The organism is Pedobacter sp. AC212 (assembly GCF_979258625.1).
Genome location: NZ_OZ409870.1, coordinates 2,615,742 through 2,639,046, shown reverse-complemented (window position 1 = coordinate 2,639,046; position 23,305 = coordinate 2,615,742). Strand labels below are relative to the sequence as shown.

Annotated in this window: 16 protein-coding genes and 1 pseudogene; 4 read left to right on the top strand and 13 right to left on the bottom strand. The window is 40.5% G+C overall.

Annotated features, from left to right (window positions below):
• Window positions 1-110 precede the first annotated feature (110 nt).
• The 3 genes and pseudogenes from ACZZZC_RS11465 to ACZZZC_RS11455 all read right to left on the bottom strand — a co-directional run bounded on the left by ACZZZC_RS11465 (window position 111) and on the right by ACZZZC_RS11455 (window position 3,863).
• Entirely contained in the window at window positions 111-1,466 is a 1,356-nt protein-coding gene (locus tag ACZZZC_RS11465) for a BNR repeat-containing protein (RefSeq protein WP_463487266.1), read from the bottom strand.
• Window positions 1,467-1,481: 15 nt separating this feature from the next.
• Window positions 1,482-2,590, bottom strand: a pseudogene (locus tag ACZZZC_RS11460) (DUF2264 domain-containing protein).
• 145 nt (window positions 2,591-2,735) lie between these two features.
• Entirely contained in the window at window positions 2,736-3,863 is a 1,128-nt protein-coding gene (locus ACZZZC_RS11455; RefSeq protein WP_463486071.1) for a glycoside hydrolase family 88/105 protein, read from the bottom strand.
• Between the two features lie 448 nt (window positions 3,864-4,311).
• Between ACZZZC_RS11455 and ACZZZC_RS11450 the strand changes: the two genes are divergently transcribed.
• Entirely contained in the window at window positions 4,312-6,264 is a 1,953-nt protein-coding gene (locus tag ACZZZC_RS11450; RefSeq protein ID WP_463487265.1) for a glycoside hydrolase family 97 protein, read from the top strand.
• A gap of 138 nt (window positions 6,265-6,402) precedes the next feature.
• On the opposite strand, the gene ACZZZC_RS11445 is transcribed toward ACZZZC_RS11450, so the two are convergent.
• A complete protein-coding gene (locus tag ACZZZC_RS11445) occupies window positions 6,403-6,678 on the bottom strand; it encodes a hypothetical protein (RefSeq protein WP_265801408.1) in 276 nt (91 codons plus the stop codon).
• 174 nt (window positions 6,679-6,852) lie between these two features.
• Between ACZZZC_RS11445 and ACZZZC_RS11440 the strand changes: the two genes are divergently transcribed.
• Together ACZZZC_RS11440 and ACZZZC_RS11435 are read left to right on the top strand one after the other, a co-directional pair.
• Window positions 6,853-7,002: a hypothetical protein gene (locus ACZZZC_RS11440; RefSeq protein ID WP_463486069.1), complete on the top strand. Its 150-nt coding sequence runs from the start codon at window positions 6,853-6,855 to the stop codon at window positions 7,000-7,002.
• A gap of 6 nt (window positions 7,003-7,008) precedes the next feature.
• Complete coding sequence (locus ACZZZC_RS11435) at window positions 7,009-7,806, top strand: type 1 glutamine amidotransferase domain-containing protein (protein ID WP_463487264.1); 798 nt, start codon at window positions 7,009-7,011, stop codon at window positions 7,804-7,806.
• Window positions 7,807-8,012: 206 nt separating this feature from the next.
• Here ACZZZC_RS11435 and ACZZZC_RS11430 read toward each other — a convergent pair whose 3' ends face one another.
• The 9 genes from ACZZZC_RS11430 to ACZZZC_RS11390 form a co-directional block, all read right to left on the bottom strand.
• Entirely contained in the window at window positions 8,013-8,243 is a 231-nt protein-coding gene (locus tag ACZZZC_RS11430; protein ID WP_056850087.1) for a helix-turn-helix transcriptional regulator, read from the bottom strand.
• A gap of 256 nt (window positions 8,244-8,499) precedes the next feature.
• On the bottom strand, window positions 8,500-9,432 hold the full coding sequence (locus ACZZZC_RS11425) for a hypothetical protein (protein ID WP_463486067.1): 933 nt from the start codon (window positions 9,430-9,432) through the stop codon (window positions 8,500-8,502).
• A 121-nt stretch (window positions 9,433-9,553) separates the two neighbouring features.
• Entirely contained in the window at window positions 9,554-10,762 is a 1,209-nt protein-coding gene (locus ACZZZC_RS11420; RefSeq protein WP_463486066.1) for a DUF4998 domain-containing protein, read from the bottom strand.
• A gap of 9 nt (window positions 10,763-10,771) precedes the next feature.
• Window positions 10,772-12,040, bottom strand: coding sequence for a DUF5000 domain-containing lipoprotein (locus ACZZZC_RS11415; RefSeq protein ID WP_463487263.1), 1,269 nt, complete (start codon window positions 12,038-12,040; stop codon window positions 10,772-10,774).
• Window positions 12,041-12,053: 13 nt separating this feature from the next.
• Entirely contained in the window at window positions 12,054-13,979 is a 1,926-nt protein-coding gene (locus ACZZZC_RS11410; protein WP_463487262.1) for a RagB/SusD family nutrient uptake outer membrane protein, read from the bottom strand.
• 9 nt (window positions 13,980-13,988) lie between these two features.
• The gene (locus ACZZZC_RS11405) at window positions 13,989-17,231 is read right to left on the bottom strand and encodes a SusC/RagA family TonB-linked outer membrane protein (protein ID WP_463487261.1); all 3,243 of its coding nucleotides are present in this window, start codon (window positions 17,229-17,231) and stop codon (window positions 13,989-13,991) included.
• Window positions 17,232-17,315: 84 nt separating this feature from the next.
• The gene (locus ACZZZC_RS11400) at window positions 17,316-19,022 is read right to left on the bottom strand and encodes a trypsin-like peptidase domain-containing protein (RefSeq protein WP_463486062.1); all 1,707 of its coding nucleotides are present in this window, start codon (window positions 19,020-19,022) and stop codon (window positions 17,316-17,318) included.
• Between the two features lie 20 nt (window positions 19,023-19,042).
• Window positions 19,043-20,176 (bottom strand): redoxin domain-containing protein, encoded by a 1,134-nt coding sequence (locus tag ACZZZC_RS11395; protein ID WP_463486061.1) that lies wholly within the window; start codon window positions 20,174-20,176, stop codon window positions 19,043-19,045.
• 54 nt (window positions 20,177-20,230) lie between these two features.
• Entirely contained in the window at window positions 20,231-21,640 is a 1,410-nt protein-coding gene (locus ACZZZC_RS11390) for an alpha-L-fucosidase (RefSeq protein ID WP_463486060.1), read from the bottom strand.
• A gap of 223 nt (window positions 21,641-21,863) precedes the next feature.
• Between ACZZZC_RS11390 and ACZZZC_RS11385 the strand changes: the two genes are divergently transcribed.
• A complete protein-coding gene (locus tag ACZZZC_RS11385; RefSeq protein ID WP_463486059.1) occupies window positions 21,864-23,300 on the top strand; it encodes a sensor histidine kinase in 1,437 nt (478 codons plus the stop codon).
• Window positions 23,301-23,305 lie beyond the last annotated feature (5 nt).

Below are 23,305 nucleotides of genomic sequence, written 5' to 3'. Positions count from 1 at the left end.
CACTTTCTGGTTGAGATTGACCTGATGCTACCTGCATCAGGTTTTTAATTATTCGAAAAGCTATAATCAATAATGATATGAGAAATAAGACGCAGGCTAATTATAGTTAGTTATCTATCAGGTTTCCACTGCAAAACTTGTATAGCAGTTGGCGCCGCTTTTGTTTTACCTTCTCCATCAACCTGTACCACGTTTTGCAAAAACAGGTTGAGCACTTTTTTACTTTTCCAGAGCTCAGTATCGTAACTGGGCTCCCAATCTCCAACCGACTCGGTGCTTAAGTCATTAATTTTCCAGTTTCGGCTCATGATATCATTATTTACCGCCATCGAAACTTTATTACCTCTTTCCAGGTCTCGAAAAAGGAGGCCAGCAGCGTGATGTTTGCCATTTTTCCAGGTGATAATTTGCGGACGTGAAATCGGAATCTTTTTTGTTCCACCTCCACTCAAACTGAAAGCTGTTTTTCTGAAGTCTAGGTCGTTCACTGCCCAGCGTTTTCCATCGTTAAATACGATGTGATATTGAGGAACTTTATCTGCTGCATTGCGCCAGTAACTGGCAATAAAAACTCTGCCGGCATCATCAGCAAACATTGACGTTTGATTAATTAATTCACTCTTCTGAGGAATTTTAACCGCATATTCGGCATTAGTTGCCTTTATCGGTAAGGTATACAACTCACCTGTCGATTTCTCCCAGGTTACTCCTCCATCTTTCGATTTTGCATAACAAAGGTCGTGGTTACTGGCCACGTCCGGGCTTTCACGCCATACCCAGGATAAATGTATGGTTCCAGCCTGATCGATGGCTACTTGCCAATATGCATTTCGCTTGCTCTCGCCATCTATCATTCCATCCTGAATACGCTTCCAGGTTTTATCCGTAACACTATATCGGTTAATCATCAAATTCCCATTCCCAGAACCGCCATCTCTGTAAAAAAAGAGAAGATCGCCATTACGCAAATTGTAAAACTCAGGATAACTCACCTTTCCTTCTTTTTTCGAAACCATGCTTTGCTTCTCTCCAAGCTTGATCGAACCTGACGAAATACCCTTTGCATAATTTAAGGCATTGTTATGCTGATCCCAGGCTACATGTAAAAAACCCGCACCATCAACCATTATACTAATGGATTTATGAGCATCTGTAGCATCGCCCTTGTATTGAGTTTTTTCGATAGTCCAGTTTTGACCTCCGGATTTTCTTTTAGCTAGAACCAAAAATTGTTCGTCATCGTAATAAGCGGCATATTGATTTCCGTTAAAGGTTACCAGCGAATTTTTCCTAAAAATCACTGCATTGATAGAGTTATTTGCCCAACCATTGGAAGCAATCGTGCTGATTTCTTGTGCGTGTGCACCAGCAAAACTCGCCAATAGAGACAGCATTAAAACACATATAAACAATTGTTTGTTCATTAAGGTCTTCAAGCAAGCAGGAAAAGTGAAATTTAAATCCATGTTACTGTATATATATTACTTCAAACTCGCACTATGATCATTCTGAAAGTCTTCTCCACCCCAAATCTTTTGTGCCGACCATTTTTCTGCAGGACTTGCCCAAAAGGGATCGTTTTCTGATAATCCTAATGGAAGAAATATGTTAGTAGCGATGTAAGGGCTACCTTGATTGTTATAGAAATCGCCCAACGAAGGCTGTGCTCCATACAATCCGATAGTTAACCAGCCTGCTTTGTAGGTCGTTGGGCTTTCTAGAGTTTTCTTGATAACCGCAGTTAATGCACCTCTAACTTGCGCAGGACTAAGCTGTTTCGGCAAAGCCTTTCTTAGCGCAACATCGGCCAGATGATGAAAAGCTGCACCACGATAAATAATAGATCGACCCGTAGCAGGATAACTTCCATCTGCATTAATTAAACGCTCCTGTATAATGGCATAACGCTCATTTCGCTTGCGAATTTTCTCGAACATCGCATTGTAAGCGTTGGTCTTTTTACCAATGATATCGGCAATCTCTGCCAGATAAGGATGAATGACATAACTGTTGTAATAATCAAAAGCGAAACTTGTTCCGTCCGTGTACATGCCGTCGCCAGTGTACCATTGTTCCATCTGCTGTAGTGCATAATCAACACGCATCGGATCCCAATCAAAGCCGAACCTGGCCATAAAAGCTTCATTCATCGCAGAAAAAAGGAGCCAGTTAGAAAAAACTGGTTTAAACCTTCGCGTCGTCGCGATTGATTTAACCAATAATGTCTGATTCTTTTTATCTAAATTTTCCCAAAGCCATGGCGCCCTGGTAAATGCAATGGCCAAATATGAAGCATCTACAAGTTGTTGTCCGCTAATATCAAAGGTCATAAAATCTTTTGCACTAGAGTCCAAAGCATTTTTCACACCTTGCAAGGCCCATTCCCGATAGTGATTTCTGAGTTCAACTTCTTGCTTGCTCCCCCTTCTAGCTGTAACCAGGGTGCAATTCCACTTAATACGCGACCTAAAACTTCAACATATTGAACTTTAATCCGATTTGCCTTGTTATCGACATGGATGGAGGTTACCTGCGGCATGGCTATGCGTAAACTGTCTTTGGCCAGATTATAAATTACAGGCCGAACCATCTTATCCATCTGGGCCAACCAAAACTGACGGTCGGTAAGCATTGAGGTTTGTTTAATTTTGGTTTTCTTTTGCGCAAAAGTGATGGAAGTCATCATGCTCAGAACGAGCAAAATCAGGTATTTACTTTTTATAGTCATGGAAAATTTATTTGTGTTTGGTTAGAAAACGATAATATTCACAGCCAGCAAGTAAAAATGCGCCAACTCCAAAATTTGCTGTAGAGTTTGCATCAACAATTTGCCCCGGGATGGCTTTTTCTCCTATTGGCTGTACAAAACCAACCCTTCCATCCTTTTGAAGCGCAGTTTGAGAGAGATAATTCCATCCTAATTTAGCGGATGGTAGAAATTGTTTTTCTTTTAATATGCCGTTATTAATGCCCCACAATAGGCCGTAAGTAAAAAATGCGGTTCCACTGGTTTCTGGTCCTGGTGCATGTTGTGGATCAAGCATGCTTCTAGTCCAATAGCCCTCCTTTTGTTGCGAATTAAGAATAGCGGTGGCCATACCTTTATAAATGTTAAGATATTCTTTCCGGTGAGAATCATTTTTAGGTAAGTCTTTAAGCACCTTCGCTAATCCAGCGAAAACCCATCCATCCCCTCGGGCCCAGAAATCCTTTCCGCCATTGCTCGATTTATGTTTTGGATATACATATTTGGCATCACGATAGTAAAGCTTCGCCTGCTTATCGTACATGATACCGTTTGAATAAGTGAGATATTCATGGAGTTTTTCCAGGTATTTTTTATCTCCCGTAAGCTTATAAAGTTTGGTCATTACCGGCATCACCATATACAATCCATCGGCCCACCACCAATAATCATTTTTATCAGTGTTTATTTGATAGCCCATTACCTCTTTCGTCCGGGCTATTTTGTGTTCATCAGGTTGAATATTGTATAAATCGATATAGGTTTGAAAACAGATTTGCCAGTCACCAAAAAGCACATACTCATCCTTTTCACCGTATGTATATTTCCATTGAGACTTATCAGTTGACTTGGCACCCATCCAATTGTTATGGTTAGCCCAATCTTCCGAATACTTCCTGTAAGTTTCATTTTTGGTGAGTTGATAAATTTCCATGTTGCCCGTGTGGTAGGCCGCGTGGTCCCAAAATGCTCTTACCTGCGGTTTGTTATTGGTTTGCCAATACTGATTAGCCAAATTTATTTGAGCAAGAACCGTTTCACTTTCCTGGGCATGGGTAAACGCCAACGCAAAAAGCACCAGGAACAAAATCAGCTTGATGGTTTTATTTTTTCTCATTGTTTTGGTTGATCATTTTATTTGGCTATCAAGCTTTTCTACTACTCAATTTGAGATCTATGTCTTATCTATATTAATTTGTTGAAGATCGATCAAATCCATGAGTTTTTAGTTATGTTATGGAAGTTTTTTTTATCGATTTTTCTTTAAAGCTAAGCCTTAAAAGACAGCTAAAATACTTGTTATCAATACATTAATCAGCAAATAGGATTAAATCACAACAAAGTTATCAGCTGCTCTGCATTAAAAATCAGGTAATTATAAACGTGTTAGTGACATTTAAAAAATTATCCGTACTTTTTCTGCCATAAAACCAAATATTAAAACCAGCCAGACAAGCGCTAAAAACCGATTTTGTTCAAATCAATTTTCGCGTAAGGGTAAGCAATTGCTATAAAGCTGACCATTTAGTGTTTGGTTTAACCAATTTTATCTAATCGAATATTTTATGACTTCGTTCAAAAAAATTTCTTGTGCATGCTTACTTCTATTTAGTTTTTTAGCATCATCAGCTCAAGAACTAATGGTTTCTAGTCCTGATAAAAAACTTAACGTTAAACTTACTTTAACAGATGGAAAAATTTTTTACGAAGTGAACTTTGCAGGCACACAAATGCTTGAAAAATCTCCTTTGGGTTTAAAGGGTACGAAAGTAGATTTGTCTGCCGGCTTAAATTTTGTAAGCCAGCAGTCGCGTTCTATTGACGAGACTTATTCGGAAGCCAAAATCAAAAAAAGCACTGTTAGGTACCAGGCCAATGAGCTTACTTGCAAATTTGCAACCGCGAATAAAAACGAACTACAGGTAATTTTTCAGGTGAGCAATAACAATATAGCTTTCCGTTACTACATTCCGCAGGTTGGCGAACCCGCTAATTTTACAGTAGAAAAAGAATTGAGCGGTTTCAACTTCCATGCAGCTACCACAACATTTTTAACACCACAAGCCAGCCCAATGATTGGCTGGATGAAAACCAAACCCAGCTACGAGGAAGAATATATTGCCGATCAACCGATGGGGACAGCTTCCAAATATGGCGTTGGATATACCTTTCCTGGTCTTTTTCACTTGGGCAATAAAGGCTGGGTGCTGATATCGGAAACTGGCGTAAACAGTTTGTACTGCGGATCAAAACTTAGCGAGGGTACCAAAGATGGGTTGTATCAAATCGCTTTCCCGGAAATGGGAGAAAATAATGGATTAGGAAGTGCTAAACCAGCAATGTCGCTTCCAGCTTATACGCCATGGCGAACCATTACCGTTGGCACCGATTTGAAGCCGATTGTAGAAACGACCATCCCATTTGATGTAGTAGAACCCCAATATCAGGCTTCAAAAAACTACAGCTTCGGCCGTTCTACCTGGAGCTGGTTACTATGGCAAGATAACAGCATCAATTTCGATGACCAGAAAAAGTTTGTTGATTTATCATCTGCTATGGGTTATGAATTCGTATTGGTAGACAATTGGTGGGATGCCAAAATCGGCAAAGAAAAAATTGAAGCGCTGGCAAAATATGCCAAAGGTAAAAACGTGGGTGTTTGTTTATGGTACAACTCAAATGGTTTTTGGAACGATGCGCCGCAGACACCAAAAAACAAAATGAACAGTGCTTCTGCCAGAAAAAAGGAAATGGCCTGGATGCAAAGTATTGGGATAAAAGGAATTAAGGTGGATTTCTTTGGTGGCGACAAGCAGGAAACAATGAAGCTTTATGAAGATATTTTATCAGATGCCAATACTTATGGGCTTAGCGTAATTTTTCATGGCTGTACCTTGCCGCGTGGCTGGGAAAGGATGTATCCGAATTTTGTAGGGAGTGAGGCAGTATTGGCCTCAGAAAACCTAATTTTTACGCAAGCAGCAAATGATAATGAGTCATTTAACGCCAGTTTACATCCATTTATTAGAAATGCTGTAGGCGCCATGGATTTTGGTCCTGTGTTGCTGAATAAATTTCATAACAAAGAGAATAACGGAGGGAAAATACGCAAAACTACTGAAAGCTTTCAGCTGGCAACCGCTATCTTGTTTCAAACACCTGTGCAAAATTTTGGTATCACTCCAAATAACTTGACGGATATGCCTGCCCATGTAATTGATTTTATGAAGAACGTACCCACCACATGGGATGAAACGATTTTCCTGGATGGTTATCCCGGCAAATTTGTAGTGCTCGCCCGTCGCCATAAAGATACCTGGTACATTGCTGCTATTAACGCCGAAAAAACTGAAAAAGAAATTGATATTACCTTACCAATGCTAACGAATAAAAGTCTGCAAGTTTATAGTGATGGCACAAATCGTGAACCTCAACTCAATAAACTTTTGTTAAACAGCACCAACCATATCAAAATTAAACTACTGCCTGATGGCGGTACGGTATTGGTCGGAAAGTAAATTTTGAAAGCAAAAATTTTCGTATTCAAGCAAATCTATCATTTAGCTTATCGTCGCATATAACAACTGAAGAGAATCGACCTATGCAGCAGCTTTTCTGCTCTGCATTTGATCGTCTTATCTTTTTATCAAAACTGATTATTCGATTTCGCCATCAGCCAAGCCTTCCAGAAACCAGCCAGATTTATATTCGAATTTGGCAAATGCTGTTCTACTTTCGTTTGTAACCGTGCCAGCAAAGTCATGAGCAATTTCTTTTTGCGACTCCAAAACCTCCTTAATCACTATCGCATATTCTTCAATGTTAAGGCCATCTTTAATTACATAGCTCAGTTCGCCATTTTCACTCCATATTGATTCTACAACACCTTGATCAAATTTTGCCTGCGTTTCTTTGCTTATTTCGCTCATCATGATTTAATATTTACCTCATTAAACTCTCCAATCCACTAAAAAGTTTGCAGGTTGTATCTTTCCAATTAAACTGATGTTGAAAAATATATCGACTCAATTAGAATTGTCATGTTTTAAACTTTTGCGAACCTTTGAAGCTTATGCACTGTTATTCATGTACTAAAACTAAAAATTATGATAGACCCAAAAGACAAAAACAACGAGGCGGAGAACGAACAAACGCAACCTAGTGATTCGCAAGCTAAACAAGAAGAAACGAATTGGGATGAGCATCAGCGTATAGATGAGGAAGGAAACGAACTGGATGCAGAAGATATTAAATAAAGAGAGATGAAAAATATATTGATGATACTAACCTCGCACAGCGAGATGGAAAATACCGATGGCAAGACAGGCGTGTGGTTGGGTGAATTTACAGATCCCTATTACGAATTTATTGATGCTGGATTTAACGTTACCCTTGCGAGTGTAAAAGGCGGAAGACCACCGGTTGACCCTATGAGTGAGCTCACCGAAAATATTACGGGTGCAAACAGGAGGTTTCAAGAGGATGAGGTTGCAAAAGCTGCATTTTCGCATACGCAGCCGCTAAATCAGATGAATGCTTCGGATTTTGATGCCGTGTTTTATCCTGGCGGCCATGGCCCGATTTGGGATTTAGCTAAAGATAACAACAGCGGAATTTTGATTCTTGATTTTATTGATGCAGGTAAACCTGTTGCTGCTGTTTGCCATGGCCCAGCTGCTTTAATTAGCGCAGAAAACCAACGCCCAGGCTTTTTGAAAGGGAAAACTATTTCTGCTTTTAGCAATACCGAAGAAACGATGGTGGGTCGAAGTGGAAATGTTCCTTTTTTGTTGCAATCAAAACTCGAGGAACTAGGTGCGGCAGTTAAAACGGCATTGGTTCCGTTTTTATCGCATGTGGAAACGGATGGTTTGCTCATTACAGGTCAAAATCCGTTATCCGCTGGCCCGACCGCAAAAGCACTTATTGAGTTCCTTAACCAAAATAACACAACGGCAAATCAGCAGATTAAAGATGATGAAACTCCGTTAGCTGAGCAAAAGCAATGGCAAGAAAATGCTGAACAATATATCGCGGCGAAACCTGATGATTTGAATTAAACAAGGAATATTTTGTAAATAAATAAAGGGATTATTGATGAAATAAATCCCTTTATTTATTGATGGAAAGAAAATGATTTCGATTGAGATTAGGTATCGTATTATATTCAAGTATCTATTGTTGAAGTGGTTGATCTCCAGATAGAAAAGTAACGTTTTGAAGTAAGGTTTTGTTGGTAACAAACTAAACCACACTTTTTCAACTGTTATACCTTTAGTAACCCATATCTATATGCAAACGATACCAGGGAAGCGGTATTTCTCGTTCTTGTTTTGCTGATCAGAAGCTTTCTTAGGGTTTCAACTTTGCTTGGCTTTACTTTAAGTTCCTCGCTTATTTCACTATAAGTTCGTCCTTCAGCAATTAATTCGATCATTTTAATATCCTGGGTATCAATACCCATAATACTTGGTACAACGTCTTTTTCTCGGTTCATGTCTCAAACTTAAAAAAAATTAAACGTTTAGTAGCTAAAATGACTGTTTACAACTACAAAACAGGCTTTTTTTTGACATTTATCATCATTATTCGTATGGATTTGTAATATTTAACATTCAAAGTAAGATCGAAAAAGTAGACAACTGATCATTTTTTGAGACCGTTTCAACCGCGAATACCGTACTGGTCGACCAAATGTGATAGACCTTTTTCTAATTCACTGACTGACAGGAATATTTAAGATCTGAAAACGATCAATAAATCACCCCTGAAAACTCTTTTTTAGCTTGTTGCAATTGGAGTTCATATTCCATTGGCCAGCCAAAAGCTTTTTCAGCGGTTTTCTTTAAATCCACGCCCGCAGCCCCACTCCAAAAATGAACAAATTCCCCATAGTTTAAATCACGTTGAAAGCGGTTACCCCTACCTTTTGGAAAATGCTGTGCCAGCAAAGCGAAATATTTGTTTAAAACTTTGCCCTTTCCATAACCGCTATAGATCGGATAAAACCAATTTTTAAACCATTGCGTTCCGGCTCTTGGAAAATCATCATACTGTGATTGCATTTGTGTAAACACTTTTTCCGCTTCTGCTCTCATTCCAATATTTAACAGTACATCGTAATTGAAGATTTCCATAAATTTACTGTCGCCCCAAAGCGCATCAGATGGCGAACCTTTTGCACCATGACTGGCACTGGTAACGATATGGCCCATTTCGTGAATAGGCATACCAATCTGCTCACCTACGGGATTAGTCCAGTTTCCAAGCCCACAATCGATTACGTTTTTATAATCATGGCTTCGATCAAAAAATGGCGAAGGATGCCCACCACCATAATCTTTGCCATTTACCTGATGGAGGATAATGTATAATTTTGGATCAGCGCCAAAAGCACCATAATTTTGTTTTACATACGCCCAGCACTTACCCATCACCCCTATTGGCCAGCGTACGGAGTTTGGCATCTGCTCGTCATAGTAAACCGCAACATCATCATTACTTCCTACCAACTCAAGTTGCTTTTTATGCTCAAACCAATGTTCCTGCCATAGGCTATCGAGGGGCTTTTGACTGGTAGAAGAGACATCAGCAGCTAACTGTTGGGCATGTATTTCTTTTGAAGAAAAAAATAAAGTAAGGAGCAGCACGAAATAGAAATGATTTCCGCTAGAAAAAATGTTCATGTATAAAATAGGTGTTTAAAGAATGACAGAGATGAGGATTAATTGGTGAAAAGACCAACAATAATCCAATGAGAAATAAAGGTGGGCAAGATCATTCAGATCAATGTGCCCACCCTTTCTTTTATTTGTTCCAGAAAGAAACTTCGCTAATGTTGCTGTAGTAAGCATCGCCACTGGCAACAGAGATTACCCTGATTCGAATATATCTTACCGTTGGTAATCCATCAGGAAAGGCCACTTTGAAAGGCGCAGATCCGTCATCGCTTCGTTCAACCGTTTTAAGTAATTTCCAGCCGCGACCATTAGATTCGGCGGTCCATCCCGGTGAATCTGCCGGCGATTGCGTTTGGGCGCCTGTTAAATCGGCAATCCCCCAGATTTCAAATTTAGTTGGGTTGTTACAGCAATCACGACCAATGATTTCAAACTGGGCAAGGTTTGCCACCTGTTTTCCCATATCAAAAGTGAAGTGGTGAGGCAATGGTGTGCTATCATCACTATGAAAAATATCAGGGTAACCTGTTGGCGCCTTATTTCCATTCCATAATTGCGATAATGAAGTTTCACTGCTATACGTACCTACATCATTAGTCAGTTTTAAGGGTTTAAACAACGATTTATCTACCGGGACCATGATATTAGCCAAAGAGTCGAAACCTGCGGTATAAAAGGTATCAATAGCAGATTGAACAGGAACATATGATGACCTGAAATACACTTTGGTGCCAACCTTGTAATCTGCTAAACGTATCGAATTTGCATCAGGCCCAAGTTTTGCCTGGCGAACGGTTCCATCTTTGTAAGTATATCGGATTTCGGTGCTGATGTTGATCGTATCGGGGCGTTCAAACTGCAAAGTGATGCCATTGTCATCAAGCTGGTAAGGCGCACTAGCCACCAGGAAACGATTGGTTAAACTGGTTTTATAGCTATCTCCATACACTTTAACATTGTTAATCTGAACCGGAACGGATTTATTTCCAGCTTTATCAAATGAGTAAATGGTAAATGAATAATTGTATTCTACCAGATTTGAAATGATTACTGAAACGTTAGTCACCGACCGGTCTGGCGCCTGCAATGCCAGTGAATCTTGTGCATTGTTCCAATAAATCATATAGCGGCTTACACTTGGATCAGGACTGGCCTTCCAGGTAAGCTTAATACGATAGTTTCCTGGTGATGCGGTTACCTTTTCAGGGAAACCGGGATAAATTTTTTCCTTACCGTCTAAATAATCTTTATAATCAAGCGCATCTTTACTACATCCGTAAAAAAATGCGATAGCCACAAAGGCTAATAAAATCCGCGTTATATTTTTAGTTGCCATGTTTTCCTTTTAATTGGTATTTCCCCAAAATGATAGTTCCATTACGTGAGCAAAATCTGCATTGCCCCAGGTACTGTTTACAGCTAGCCTGATAAATCTAACTTTCGGCGCATCAATGCTGATATTAAACTCGAAACCAGCTTTTACGGCTGCTAAATCTGCAGGGGTGGTTTGCCCTGGTGCATTGCCCGAAGGCGGCGGCGGACAGGTGAAGTTGCCGAGATTTACCCAGTCACCCACTACGGTACCTTTTGCAGAGGTAGTTGGTAAATTTGTATCTACAGGAGCCGTTTTAGATGAACCCCAGAGTGTCCACGTTTTTGGGTTACCATGATTATAAGAATAATCATTTCCATAAGCTTCGCCCCGCTCCCATAACTTATATCGGCTCAACTTAGCTAAAACGCCCATATCGAAAGTACAAAGCTGTAAAGGCTTACCAAATCCAGCCTCGGTATGCCAGCCAGGGTCGCTGGTATTGTTATCCCATAACCTGGTGGTATTCCATCCCAAACTGGTAGCACCTAAAGGAGAATCTGAAGCCAGGCGATACTCGCTAAACCTTGTTTTTGGAACAAGCGTTTCGAAAATAGGATTGATAGACTTGTACAGCGTATCAGAAATATTTCCCCATCTATCTGTAACGTACACGCCGAAATCTCTCTTTAACGTATCAAAACCGCGTACACTGAAATTTATGGTTTCAGCTTCTGTGTAAAACTGTTCTACAGGCAATAATTTTCCAGTAGTTTTATCATTAGAAATAACAATAACCCCAATTGCTTTTTTTGATGGATTAGTGGCCGAGATATTTACACCACCAAAATCGGCCTGAAGTTGGATAGTGGGATAAGCCATCAGGTAAGCCGGGGTGGTTGGCCTTACATTAACTTTAACAGGATCGCTTTTAACATTCGCACGCGATACTGCGTAAAGCGTTACTTCATAATCACCGGCTTTTTCAAAACCTTCTACCCTCAAGGTATCGCTGTAATAAGAAGCTTTAGACTGGCGTACTGTACGCGAATTGATCCGGTATTCTGCCTGTACATAAAGTAGGTTTCCAGAATTGGGCAGCTGATAAGAAAGCACTGCCGCTCCAGCCTGGTTATCTACCCGCACACCGGTAATGATGCCCGGTTTCGCCATATCCTGAGATACCACATCGTTAAAACCTTCTGTTTCTTTACACGCATTAAGCGAGCATAGAAGAAGCAGGGCAGCCATAAGCTGCACCATGCTCCAACCAATATATCTTATTGAATTCGTTTTCATCATCTTAGTTTTTAAATTACCAGTAAGGGTTTTGAACAAGATTTGGATTGACAATTAAGTCGTTATATTTTATTGGCCATAAATAATCTTTAAGGCCGAAGGATGGAATCACGAGATTTCGCTGTCTGTAATAACCTTCAGGCGTAGCATCCTGAATGTTCCAGCCTTGCAATGGTTTGCTTAAAACATCCTGAATAATTTTCCAGCGGCGAAGATCCCAGCCGATACGTCCTTCGAAGCAGAGCTCAATTCTTCTCTCCTGTTGGATGATAGCTCTTAAACCATCTTTAGAAGCCGCCTTACCCGGATTTGATGAATATAACGACCACGATTCCTGAACACCTTTTAAACCAGCACGGGCACGAACTTTATCAATGTAACTATAGGCTTCTGCCGATGGTCCGTTTACTTCATTAAGCGTTTCTGCGTAAAGTAAATACAGGCCAGCTAAGCGCATCAGCGGCAGTTTAAAACCTGCCTGAGTAACTTCAGTTCCGAAAACGGATTGATAGTTTACCAGTTTACTTGGCCAGTAACCCGATACATTTACTCGAATGTTATCCTTAGGGCCAGCGATAGAGGTTGCGCCACGGGCTTGAACAAATAACATATCTTCAGGATCGGTTTGACCGTTTCCAAAGAAACAGCTTCCATCAAAAGATAAATCTGCATAGAATCTCGGCTCTCTATCCATGTGCATTTTAATGGTTTGATAACCGCTTTTCATATAATATTTATGATCTGCAGCAACTGTTGCAACGGAATACCTTCCGCGATAATCGTAACCTGGATCTTCGTTAATTGGAACGCCATTTTTTGAATAGAAAAGTTCAGCCATCCCAATAGGCACGGCAAAGTTTCCAGGCGCTCCGCCCATATTCTGTACCATCGCAGCTGTTAATCTTGGCATTGCCATAGATTGCAGGTTGAAAGTTGAATTTAACGCCCAGATCACCTCCGAATTTTTTTCCCAGTTTTCGGTTATACTCTGCCTGATATCCATAACCGTTTTTAGCGGCGCAGGAATAGTTGGAAGATTACCCGGAGAAACAAAGTGATAAAGGGACATATTGCTTTGTTCACATGCCTTTACCGCTTCCTGACACGCCAACATCGCTTTCGACCATTTTTCTGCCTGAAAAGCTGCAGGAAAAAGATTTACGCCGTCTTTATCTTTGAAACTGGCATAATCACGGTTTCCATTAAAAAGCGGACTTGCCTGAGTGGTCAGAATCTCCGCTTTTAAAGTAAGAGAAATTAGTTGCGTAATTCTGCCTAAACTTTGTGCCGGATCCTGTATTGTTCTTGGTAAATCTGGCGTGGCCTCATCCAATAGCGAGGTGATGTATTGAAAACAGGCATCGACTGGTTCACGCTTTACCCGCACCTCTTCTGTTCCAGCATCAATTGCCAAATTATCTTTTATCAAAGGAATAGGACCATACATTCTCAACAGATAGAAATGATAATAGGCTTTTAAAAATTTCACTTCAGCAATCCATCTGTTTCGCTCAAACTGCGGTAAATCTTTTGGTTTGCTAATATTTTCTAAAAATATATTGCACCTTCTAATCGCTTTAAAAATAGGTTGGCCAAGTTGCTCCCCATCCCAGTAATTGAGCGATGGATTGTCGGTATTTTGTACCCCTCTAATTAAATGGAAACCTTGTTCTGCTTCCCTGTTCCCTAAAGTAGCTTCGGTAAGCGTGTTTGGAAAATAAATTTCACCAGAAGTGGTAAAGGCCGCATCATTGTTAGATGGCACCATATTTTGCAAGGTAGAATAGCAGGTGAAAAGATAATTCTCCGCCTCATTTCTATTTCTGAAAGCGTAATCGATGGTGGCCACATTATCTGGCGTAACATCGAGGTATTTTTTGCAGGATTGCACCATACCCGCAACAATTGCGATAAGTATGATTATTTTATAATTGAGTTTCATGTGATCTGCTTAAAGATTTACGTTGATTCCAATGTTATATACTTTCTGGATAGGATAGCTAAAGCCGTTCGAAGCCAACTCCGGATCCCAATCTTTAAACCTGCTCCATGTAAATGGATTCAAGGCATTAAAGTAAATTCTGCAGTTTGAAAGGAAAGCCTTTTTCGCCAGTTTATCAGGGAAGGTATAACCAATTTCCACCGATTTTAAACGGATAAAAGCACCGTCTCTCATCCACCACGAGCTCGTTTGCAAATTGTTGCTAATCTCTGGTGCAGTTGTACCTAAACGTGGATATTTAGCATATAAATCCTGGTTTTCTTCTGTCCAATGGCTATCGGCAAAAACCTGTAGCACCTGGCGGTTTTGTAAAAACGGACTCACATCAGATGGATTGATAAAAAAGCTGGTTCTGCCTACGCCCTGAAAAAACATCGACAAATCGATCTTTTTGAAACCCATAGATAAACCTGCACCATACACAATTTCTGGTGTAGACGGCAAACCAAGGAAAACCTGATCCGCCTCGGTAATTTTTCCATCATTGTTCAGGTCGGTATATTTAATGTCTCCACCTTTTGGTGCAGAAGCGCCTGAACCGAAAAGCTGTGCCGGCGATGCCGCTGCCTCCTGATCATCCACAAATAAACGTTCGGCTATGTAACCCCAGCGTACGCCGATTTTTTGACCGGAAAGTATTCTCCAAGGTTCGCGGTAAGCCGGTTGTTCGTATTGGCCATATTTGTTTTGCGAGAACGTGAAGTTCATTCTGCCCGACATCCAAAAGCCACCGCGGAAAGTTTTGCTGTAATCGGCAGAGAAATCTATCCCTCTCGAATCAGCTGTACCCAAATTTGCACTCACTGCTGATTCTAAACCCATACTGGTGGGAATAGAAGCTCTTTCCATTAAAATATTATAACGATGTTGTTTGTAAACCTCCGCGATAATGTTCAGGCTATTAAAAAAGCTCATCTCTAAACCAATGTTCGTTTGGCGAGAAGTTTCCCAGGTTACCGCATCGTTCGCATAATTTGTAATGCTTACACCCGGGCGGGTAACGCCATTATTTTGACCAAAGAAAGCTGGATTGCCGCCATTTAAATTCACATTCGAGAGATAGAAAAAACGTTGTGCACCAATGGCATCGTTACCCACCAAACCGTAACTGGCCCTAACCTTTAACTTATTCATCACCTTTTTAACATCGGCATTCCAAAATGCTTCGTTTGATACTACCCATGAGCCGCCAATGGTCGGAAAGAAACCAAACCTGTTCTTCTCGGCAAAACGCTCTGAACCATTGTATCCAAAATTGAATTCGGCGAAATAACGGCTATCATAAGAGTAGCCTAAACGACCAGATATGCCCACATTTCGGTAAGGAAGTGAATATTGTAAACTTGGTAAATTAGTTTGCGGATCAGTTGCGTTCGCATATAGCCGTTGTTGCCTGGTGGCAATAATTGTGCTGCTGATATTGTGTTTGTTACCCAATTGTCTCGAATAATCTATCACCCCCTGCATGTAAACAAAAGTGTTCACATCTTTAAAGCCTGGCTCAAAACTCAAATATTCTGAGGCCTGCCCTGGCTGATTATTGATCCAGTTTAACGAATATTGATTGCTGATTCTATCGTAAGAGGCAACATTGTAAAAGAACGGAGAATATTGTCTTGTTAAATCGAAATACGAATATCTGTTGGTATTAAACATACCCTTAAACGAAAGGCCTTTTGTTAAAAATCCTAAATCCTGATTAAGTTCAAGCTGAGCCGACATTCTGGATCTTGAAAACGACTTATAGCCTTTCATCATGTCTGCATAAGGATTTGAATAACCCACGGTGTTACCAGTGCCTTCTGTTGAGCTGTTCCCAAACAAGATGTGCGTGTCGATACCTGTCGAAGGATCAGCAGGGTAAAATGCTGGAAAAAGTACCGGACTGGTATGCAACGCTTTTTTGTACAGATCGGCAGAGAATGAGCCATCATCTGTAATTGGACCGTTATACTCATCAAAAGTACCCGAAAGCCTCAGCACAATTTCGGTAGTTTTTGTTACGTTGATATTCACGTTAGAGCGCAGCTGATAATTTTCCAGCTTCACATTGTTATTGAAATTGTTGACTGGACTCACCTTTAAAATTCCATTATCACGGTTATAAGATGTTCCTATATAATATCTGGCTACCTTGCCGCCACCACTCACACTTCCGTTTAAACGCTGGTTATTTGTACTTTCTTTAAATAATTCATCAATCCAGTTTACTGCCGGATAAACATATTTATTGCTTCCCGGAGCATTGTTAATGGTTTGCTCACGGTTAAAGATATCATTTTGGGTAAAACGAGGAACGCCCAGCGGATTACGGGTGGTAATTGCTTCGTTATACATCTTCATAAATGTAATCGGATCAGCAATATCCAGGTTTTGGGTGGATTGTGAAATAGAATTCTCGAACCTCACATTTACCTTTGCATTGCCCTCCACACCTTCTTTGGTGGTGACCAATATTACTCCGTTCGCACCCCTGGCGCCATATAGTGCGGTTGCACTGGCATCTTTCAGAATAGAGAAACTAGCGATATCATCAACCTGTAAACGGGCAAGATCATTGGCAGTAAGTTCTACGTTATCTACCAAAATCAAGGGATCTTGTTTATATCCAAAAGTAGTTACCCCTCTAATGAAAAATGACGAATTATCAAGGCCGGGCTGTCCGCTGCGCTGATAAGCCACTACACCCGCAATTTGTCCGGCCATTGCATTGGTTAAATTACTTGATGGAATTTTTAGTTTAGATGGCGTGATACTGGTTACCGATCCGACCATTGCTTCCCTGCGTTCTTTCTTTCCGAAAGCAGTGACCACAACATCGCTCAGGTTATTATCATCGCTGCTTAAAATCAGGTCTACCCTAGTTTTATCCACACTGGCGATAAATGTTTTGGTTTTAAAACCTACTGAAGACACCACGACTGTTGCATTGGCAATGGCGTTCAAGGTAAATTTTCCATCGCCATCGGTAACGCTACCCATATTGCTTTGTCCTTTTACCTGCAAGCTTACGCCTGGTATACCCAATCCAAGAGAATCTTTAACGGTTCCCGTGATTTTAAATGAGGTGCCCTGTTGCGCCATCGCAGGGTTTATAAGTTGTAGAATTCCGATGCCGAGAATGGCAAATAGTATCCACAGGTTTCCTGAATAAGGCCTGCGCCTTACCCGAATAGTAAAATTTTGGTTCATAAGTTTGGTTGGTTATAGTTTATTTTTACTGAATCATCAGCACAGTTAATTGGTTACTTGTAATGGTTACATCATAGGCTGCAATTAGGAGTGGGTTTTAAATTTATATTGATGAATGAAAGCTGCAATTTTATAGGAAGGCATGATCAATGTGGAAGCCCGGCTAAACCTTGCGATGTTAATTCCCACAAAATTCCCTTCTAAATCGTAAACAGAAGTTCCTATTTGTTGGGGCAACAACGCTAAGTCATGAGTATAAACGGAATCAAAACCATCTCTCCTTTTTGATTTCCCGCCGGCAAACCGATCTACCAGATGCTTCGAAACATTTTGTGCCTGCCATGCAAAAGTGACCGTTCCATTGTAAAGCTTTTCTTTTCTTTTCCAGCTTATTGGCACTTGATCAGCAGGCCAGTAGTGAGAAACCGCAGCTGCAAATTCCTTGCTACTTTTTAGTTCCTGCCCACCGAAGCTCACCAGCTCGTCACCTACCTCAAGTCCCAGTGCTGCCGCAGGGCTTTTTTGTTTAATCAGTGAAAAAACCGCCGGACTAGATTCATACACCACCATTGCACCCAAAAGTGGCTGACTCATTATTTTGGGCAAAGTGATCTCCTCGCTTCCGATGATGCTGGCCACCATTTTACCATCTGCCTGCTTTGTAAAAACAAATTTGCCCTTCAACTTCGGGTTATTAACGTTGTAGTTACTGTCCAACTTTACTCCATGCTTAAAGTGTTTGGTAGTCGCTAGCATGACGAGATCATTGGTTTGATCACGGGCTAAAATGTTCAGGTCGTAAAATTTGCCCTCGTAAACAAGATGGGCAGAATCGCCAATCATACTGCTCTTGCTCACCAAAATCTGCACCGGTTTACCAAGATTGTTTCTTAGGTTAAATACACTCGCTGACACCTCCAGCTGCTCCCCGTCTATAAAACTATTAACCACCAGAAATGCTTGCTTAGCATTTTGATCTGTACCTAATTCGTTAAAAGCGTACTTTTTGTTTGGGCTGAGGTGAGGAGAATTTTCGGTGCTGTTATCAGCAGTAGCTGGCAATGCACTGTAATTTTTTTCTAACTTCAGGGCCGACCAATATTTCCGGTAAATATCTACCGGTATCTCAAAATTCATATCTTCCGAAACGTCAATGGCACTATGAATCGCAACTACTTTTCCATCAAGGTCAAATAATGGTCCGCCAGAGTCGCCAGGTTCCATTTTGCAAGACGACTGTACAAATCCATACTGGTTTTTTACATCTAAAATCTTCCCGAAACGAATAGTGGGCAATTCCTGATTAAGACTCTCGGGATAAGAAATGCTGAGGCAAGCTTCACCATTCTTCAACGAGGACGAAAATCCCATTGCAGCGTATGGCCAATTTCCATTACCTGTAATCTTCATCATGCCAACATCTGGTATGCCTGGAGTTTCTTTCACATCTATTCTTCCGAGTGCCACAGCGATAACATCTTTTCCATCAGGGAAGAAAACTTTGTAACTTTTACCTGGCTGAATAACATGTGCGGCGGTTAGAATATAGCCTTCGCCACTTACCACAACCCCGCTAAACTGTGCGGAAGTACGTTCATTTCTTACCGTATCGAAACCCCAAATTCGCACACTTGCCGAGTAAGCTTTATCCACCGCTGATGCAACATGCTGTTCCAATACTTTTGCGCCATTTTTTTGTGCATAGCTTGTTAGGGTACTCAGGATGCAGCATAAAGCGACACGACCAAAGATCGAAAACCAACGAAGAAGCACAATACTCTTGAATCGCATAATAAACTCGTTATCAGGAATTAATTAAATAGTGAAGCTAATTTCTTATTCAAATCTTCGCCCCTCAAATTGCTGGCGATCACTTTTCCATACTTATCTAAAAGGAAGTTGGCTGGTACTGCCCGTATTCCGTATAATCGGCCAACTTCATTGTTCCAGCCTTTTAAATCGGAAACATGAAGCCATGGTAACCCATCCTGTTCAATGGCTTTTAACCAGTTTTCTTTTGATTGATCTAACGATACCGCAAGAATTTCGAAACCTTTTTCTTTATATCTACTATAGTCTTTCACCAGGTTGGGATTTTCTGCTCTGCATGGACCACACCAGCTTGCCCAAAACTCTAGCAGGACAACTTTTCCTCTTAGCTGCTCAAGCGATACGGGTTTGCCAATCACATTATTTTGAGAAAATAAGGGTGCAGATGAACCAATTGCGGTGGCGCTATTTGCAGCAATTCGCTGGGCCAACTCTTTTCCCATATCCGTATCTCGCAGGTTTTGCGCAAGTGCCTGATAAACCGGCGAAACTTTGGCAACATCTACACTGGTTCCAGCTGATTCGGACAAAGCGACTAAACCGAAATATGAATTTGGATGTGTTTTGGCAAATAAGAACTGCTTTGCCTCTCTAGCTTTGATGTTGTTCCTGAAACGGGCATCTACCGCTTTAATGTAAGCAGAGTCTCGCTGTTGTTCTGGCGTACCGCTATTAAAATCTGCATTTACAGCTTTTGTTAGCGCCATGATGGTTCCGCCGATTTGTTTGTTGTACGCTACAAATTCATCGTAAACTTTCGAACCACTCACAACAGCATTTTGTAAAGAGTCTTTTGAAGTGAAAACAACCTTTTCCTTACCGAAGTAGATATAAACCACGTCGCCGGTATAGATTGCTTTTTGCTTTCCTCCACCATCATGATCCAACGCCAGTCTGGCATTTGCCACTCCTGAAAGCGGCCCTGTAAACTGGAAGGCTCCATCCACCACTTCGGTCGAATCTTCGTGGCTCACGCCGTTATCCATATAATCTAGGTAAGCTTTTGCAGGCTTACTAAGGTTTCCAATTTTGCCGGATAGCGTGAAGTCGTTTGCTTGCCCAAGTGCAAACAAGGGCAAGAATCCTGACAGTAATAAAAGCGTTTTAAATTTCATGAGTATAGCGTATTAAGCGTAATTTAATATTGAGGTAAATTGGAGGGTTGGCACTTAATTGCGTTCATTAAATACGGCGAACTCTGCTATTGCCGGCGCATGTTTAAAACCAGAAAGGTTCACCCTGATTTTCTCACACCAGATTCTCTCAAATCTGAAAATGCTCACCTTTTTCTCTCCAGCTGCTTGTGCTTTTAGTGGTAGCCATTTGCCATCTGCAAAGTATTCCAGATCATATCTGGCACCAGAAGAATTACCCGCAGTAATCACAATCATGTTGCAAGGCATTGATTTTTCAAACTTTACCTCGTACCATGGTGCTTTAACAGTAGGATTAGAAGACCAGCTCGACCTGAAATTATCGTCGTTTGCAAAATCCATGATATTCATATCATCACTCCAGGTACTGTTACTAATTACGCCTTTTGCAATGTTGCTTGAAATAATTGGCGCCGGATGTTGTGGCAATTTTGGTGGATTAGCAGAAGGCTTATAAAGTTTTCCCATTTCTTTTAATGCGGCAAGGGCATTATCATCGATCAAACCATTTTTATTCGGAGCAACATTTAAAATAAAGTTGCAATAAGCACCATTGTATGGGATAATGAATTTGTTAACCAACTCATTTACATCTTTAACAGGCGTAGTTGGAAATGATGTTTTCCAGAACCAATTTTGTTGTAAAGGAAGGCAAGCTAAAGCAGGTAATTTGTTGCTTTCTTTAGAGATAAACTGTCCGGCTCCTTGCTCATAAGATTTGATATCTGTATAAAAGAGTGCTTCCGTTGGGTACTTAGCTGCATTTAAATCCATTACCAAACAGTTTGGCTGTAAAGATTTAATCAGATAGTAGATATCTTCGAAAGGAACATCATCATAAGATATTCTCGACCATGGGGCATCCCATCCATCAATAACCAGTGCAGTAATCTCTCCATAATTGGTTAACAACTCCGTAATCTGCTCTTTAATTAATTTGATATGGGCAGGCGTAATTTGGTTTGGACGTATACCGTTATGGGTATCCAAAATAGAATAGTACAACATCACTTTTAAGCCATTCTTCCGAAACGCATCAGCATATTCCTTAACCACATCGCGTTTAAGTGGCGTATTCATCACATTGTAACTGGTTGTTTTGGTATTCCAGATTGGGAAACCGCTATGATGTTTGGTAGTTAAGCAACCGTAAGTCATATTTGCAGACTTTGCCGCTTTCGCCCATTGATCGGCATCAAGCTTTGGCGATTGAAACAAATTAAGCGCTGCATCTGGATCAGACCAATCCTGATCCATAAAAGTTGGCATACCGTAGTGGATGAACATGCCTAAACCCAGATCAACAAAATCTTGTTGTAAATCGGTTAAGTTTTTCTTTTTTGCATTTTGTTGGGCAGAAACCTGCTCAACAGAAGTCAGTGCTGAAACGAAAAGGAGAAGCGCTATGATTTTTTTAATAGTCATCTTTACTGGAAATTTAGGTTTGTAGGGTTTTTAAAGGTTCATTTAAGAAACAACTGATCGGTTACAATTCACTGTAAATCAACGCACAGGAGCAATCGATGTTTCTATAATCCAAAGCTAGTGTGGCTAAGGCAATAATTTATCTAACGGAAACCTAACAAAAGCCTAACAAAAACTTAACAGCATAATATTTCGGAATAATAGACCTATTTTTAGGCATAAAATGAAAGATCGCATCTATAAATCCGTCGTATTGGTTAGTTTTCTCATCCTGCTTTTGGTTCAGCTGAGATTAACCTACAATACTTACATGCTTCGCGATAGAGAATACAGCATCAAGGATAAAACTTTGATTAATGATGAATATGGGCGGAGTATTTCTGATGATAAGTTGTATCCTGGCGGCGGAAAGATCATCGATACCATTTTATCCAGGAATATGTCGCGGCTTAAATCTGCCTACTATGCCAATAAAAATGAATTTAAAGCCTTATCACAAAAAGTGAGTGATACGTTATTGCTGAACCTGAGAGCAAATAGCTCGATGGATAGCATCTTTAAATCAATTGTTAAGCGTAACGGCTTAGATGCTAACCTTCAGTATCTGCTTACTTTCGAATCCATTGAACTTACTTTTACCAAGAAAATGGGAAACGTGTTCATCTTTAAACAGAAAAGCGACAATGAAACTTTACTCCCAGCTGTAAATCCTTTTGGGGTAATTATCGACGGCACGCTCGCTAGCCCGAATAGCCAAAATCGCGTAACTAATCTCTCTGTGAGCGGAACATTGGTTTACGATTATCGCATTACCTTTAATTTGTTTGTTGATGCTCCAGGTAGACCATTAAAAGTGGCGATGGAAATGCTTCCAACGTTCTTGCTGGTGGCCTTATGCATTGTAATAATTGTGGGGATAAATTATTACACCTACATCAATTGGATGCGCCAGAAGAAAGAGGCTGAGGTAAAATCAGACTTTTTAAACAGCATCAAACATGAGTTTAATACCCCAATTACGACCATTTTAGTAGCCAGCAAAAGCCTGGATGAAGAGGAAGTGCTAAACGACAGGAGCCGGGTAAAAGCTTTGGTTCATATTGTGGAACGACAAGCAATGCGGTTGCATTCTCACATCAATCAGATGCTCGAAATTTCTGAAATAAACAACAACATCAACCTGGAAGAAACCGATCTGAATTATATGGTGCTCACTATTGTTAACGATTTTAGTATCAAAGTTGAAGAACCACATTCCCTTACTTTTGATCCCTATCACCATGAAATTTTGCTAGTAATCGACCCATTTGTTTTTACAACGATGCTGCAAAACATGCTCGATAACTCTTTTAAACACAATCAAAGTACCGCTAAAAAAACTTCCATTTTTATTACTGAAAATGATAATGACTATACCCTCCACATCGCGGATAATGGCAAAGGCATAGAAGAAAGTAGCAAGCCAAAGCTATTTGATAAATTTTTTAGAGCAGACCGTGAAAAAACTGTTTCTGGCTTGGGCTTGGGACTATATTATGTTAAACAGTGCCTTGATTTGCATGGTTGGAATATTGAAGTAAATTCACATCTCGGTTCAGGCACCGAATTTATGGTACACATCCCCAAAAATCCTGTTAACACAAATGAGCACGTAAACTAAAGTTG

What these genes read in the sequence shown, in the direction of transcription:
- ACZZZC_RS11410 (WP_463487262.1), bottom strand. Translation starts at nt 13,979, where the DNA reads ATGAAACTCAATTATAAAATAATCATACTTATCGCAATTGTTGCGGGT.
- ACZZZC_RS11465 (WP_463487266.1), bottom strand. Translation starts at nt 1,466, where the DNA reads ATGGATTTAAATTTCACTTTTCCTGCTTGCTTGAAGACCTTAATGAAC.
- ACZZZC_RS11425 (WP_463486067.1), bottom strand. Translation starts at nt 9,432, where the DNA reads ATGAACATTTTTTCTAGCGGAAATCATTTCTATTTCGTGCTGCTCCTT.
- ACZZZC_RS11415 (WP_463487263.1), bottom strand. Translation starts at nt 12,040, where the DNA reads ATGATGAAAACGAATTCAATAAGATATATTGGTTGGAGCATGGTGCAG.
- ACZZZC_RS11435 (WP_463487264.1), top strand. Translation starts at nt 7,009, where the DNA reads ATGAAAAATATATTGATGATACTAACCTCGCACAGCGAGATGGAAAAT.
- ACZZZC_RS11400 (WP_463486062.1), bottom strand. Translation starts at nt 19,022, where the DNA reads ATGCGATTCAAGAGTATTGTGCTTCTTCGTTGGTTTTCGATCTTTGGT.
- ACZZZC_RS11390 (WP_463486060.1), bottom strand. Translation starts at nt 21,640, where the DNA reads ATGACTATTAAAAAAATCATAGCGCTTCTCCTTTTCGTTTCAGCACTG.
- ACZZZC_RS11395 (WP_463486061.1), bottom strand. Translation starts at nt 20,176, where the DNA reads ATGAAATTTAAAACGCTTTTATTACTGTCAGGATTCTTGCCCTTGTTT.
- ACZZZC_RS11445 (WP_265801408.1), bottom strand. Translation starts at nt 6,678, where the DNA reads ATGATGAGCGAAATAAGCAAAGAAACGCAGGCAAAATTTGATCAAGGT.
- ACZZZC_RS11455 (WP_463486071.1), bottom strand. Translation starts at nt 3,863, where the DNA reads ATGAGAAAAAATAAAACCATCAAGCTGATTTTGTTCCTGGTGCTTTTT.
- ACZZZC_RS11450 (WP_463487265.1), top strand. Translation starts at nt 4,312, where the DNA reads ATGACTTCGTTCAAAAAAATTTCTTGTGCATGCTTACTTCTATTTAGT.
- ACZZZC_RS11440 (WP_463486069.1), top strand. Translation starts at nt 6,853, where the DNA reads ATGATAGACCCAAAAGACAAAAACAACGAGGCGGAGAACGAACAAACG.
- ACZZZC_RS11405 (WP_463487261.1), bottom strand. Translation starts at nt 17,231, where the DNA reads ATGAACCAAAATTTTACTATTCGGGTAAGGCGCAGGCCTTATTCAGGA.
- ACZZZC_RS11385 (WP_463486059.1), top strand. Translation starts at nt 21,864, where the DNA reads ATGAAAGATCGCATCTATAAATCCGTCGTATTGGTTAGTTTTCTCATC.
- ACZZZC_RS11430 (WP_056850087.1), bottom strand. Translation starts at nt 8,243, where the DNA reads ATGAACCGAGAAAAAGACGTTGTACCAAGTATTATGGGTATTGATACC.
- ACZZZC_RS11420 (WP_463486066.1), bottom strand. Translation starts at nt 10,762, where the DNA reads ATGGCAACTAAAAATATAACGCGGATTTTATTAGCCTTTGTGGCTATC.